Below are 1,664 nucleotides of genomic sequence, written 5' to 3'. Positions count from 1 at the left end.
CCTGTACGCGGTGGAGGAGTCGCCCTGGGGGGTCCGCTTCCTCGTCGGGGACGTGCGCGGCAAGGGGCTGGCCGCGGTGCGCACCGCGGCGGTGGCGCTCGGCGCCTTCCGCGAGGCGGCCGTGCGCACACCGCGGCTGGCCGAGGTCGCCAGCGAGATGGACCGCTCCCTGCGGCGCGAGGAGCGGCAGCGGACGGAGGGCGCGGAAGGCGCCGAGAACCCGGAGGGCGAGGGCTTCACCACGGCGGTGCTCGGCGAGTTCGCCCCCGGGCTGCGGACCGTACGGCTGGTCAGCCGGGGGCACCCGGACCCGTATCTGCTGGTGGCGGGCGCGGTACGGCGGCTGGCCGTACCGCACACCGGAGTGCCGCTGGGCCTGGGGGACCTCGGCGCCCCGGCCCCGGGCGCCGTCGGCTTCCCGGTGCCGCCGGGCGCGGTGCTGCTCCTGGTCACCGACGGGGTCACCGAGGCGCGGAACGCCGCCGGGGAGTTCTACGACCCGGAGCGCGGGCTGCGCGGGCGGCGCTTCGACTCCCCGGACGACGCGCTGACGGCGGTGGACCGGGACGTCCACGCCTGGACCGGCGGCCCGCGCGACGACGACATGGCGCTGCTGGCGCTGATGCGTCCGCCGAAGGCCGGGCGGTGAGCCGGCTCAGGATTCGAGCGGCAGGGTCTCCCCCGTCTCCAGCAGCGTCTTGAGGTTGGACAGGATGACGGGCCAGCCCTCGCTGACGCCCTTGAGCATCTCGCTGCCCGGCTCGAAGTCGTCGTGCGTGACGGTGAGCTTGACCGCCCCCTCGCCCGCGGGCTCGATCTCGAAGGTCACCTTGGAGATCCGCTCCCGGCGCAGCTCGGCCAGCTTCTCGTCGCTCCAGCCGAACATCGCCGCGATCTCCGGCGTGTACCCGTGCCAGGTGTACGCCAGCTTCCGGCCCGGCTCGGCCTCCAGCACCCGCTGGCCGTGGTCGGCGTACTCGCCGTCCGGGCTCATCTTCCACCGCACCGCCGACCCCGGCTCCCAGTCGGACTCCGGGCCGGTGTTCCCGTGGTACCGGCGGATGAACTCCGGGCTGGTCAGTGCCTCCCACAGCCGCTCGGGCGTGGTGCGGATGACGGTGACGTAGACAAACTCCGTCGCGCTCATGGTGGCGCCCTCCAAGGTCTCTTTCAGCGCGGACAGCGCGCGTACGTGCGAGCGGCTGTAGCGGCCGATCCAGCGTTCGGCGATCTCGTTGACGGGAACGGGGTTGAGGTAGTGCAGCTTTTCCCGGCCTCTGCGGACCACGGTGACCAAGCGCGCCTCCTCCAGTACGGCGAGGTGCTTGCTCACCGCCTGCCTGCTCATCTCCAGGCCCTCGCCCAGCTCCCGCAGGCTCTGTCCGCTCCGGCCGTGCAGCCGGTCGAGCAGACGGCGCCTGCTGGGGTCGGCGAGCGCCTTGAACACCTCGTCCATCCGTCTCCCCTCCCACAGAGAATAGGCAACCTTCTGGTTGCCTGTCCATCACCGGCACCCGCACCCTGCGACGACGGCGCCAGGGCCCTAGGGGGTGTTTCGAAAGCCCCGTGCGGCGCATGGGGCGTCCGGTGCGTGCTCTCGGCGTGCCGGGTGAAAGCCCTCGTACTGGGCGTACTCGGGCTTTCGGCCGGTGCGGCGAGAGCAC

At 72.8% G+C, this 1,664-nt stretch carries 2 protein-coding genes; one reads left to right on the top strand and one right to left on the bottom strand.

From position 1 onward, the window contains the following. The coding region (locus G5C65_RS36920; RefSeq protein ID WP_165303403.1) for a PP2C family protein-serine/threonine phosphatase at positions 1 to 649 on the top strand (649 nt) is incomplete at its 5' end. Positions 650 to 655: 6 nt separating this feature from the next. On the opposite strand, the gene G5C65_RS36915 is transcribed toward G5C65_RS36920, so the two are convergent. After that, positions 656 to 1,456, bottom strand: coding sequence for an ArsR/SmtB family transcription factor (locus tag G5C65_RS36915; RefSeq protein ID WP_165303402.1), 801 nt, complete (start codon positions 1,454 to 1,456; stop codon positions 656 to 658). Positions 1,457 to 1,664 lie beyond the last annotated feature (208 nt).

It is taken from the genome of Streptomyces boncukensis, assembly GCF_011045075.1.
GTDB classification, from domain to species: domain Bacteria; phylum Actinomycetota; class Actinomycetes; order Streptomycetales; family Streptomycetaceae; genus Streptomyces; species Streptomyces boncukensis.
The sequence above is the reverse complement of the archived record's forward strand: the minus strand, read 5'-3'. Positions and strand labels throughout refer to the sequence as shown.

Bases quoted from the DNA above. Each gene is read 5' to 3' on its own strand.
- G5C65_RS36915 (WP_165303402.1), bottom strand. From the start codon at position 1,456: ATGGACGAGGTGTTCAAGGCGCTCGCCGACCCCAGCAGGCGCCGTCTG.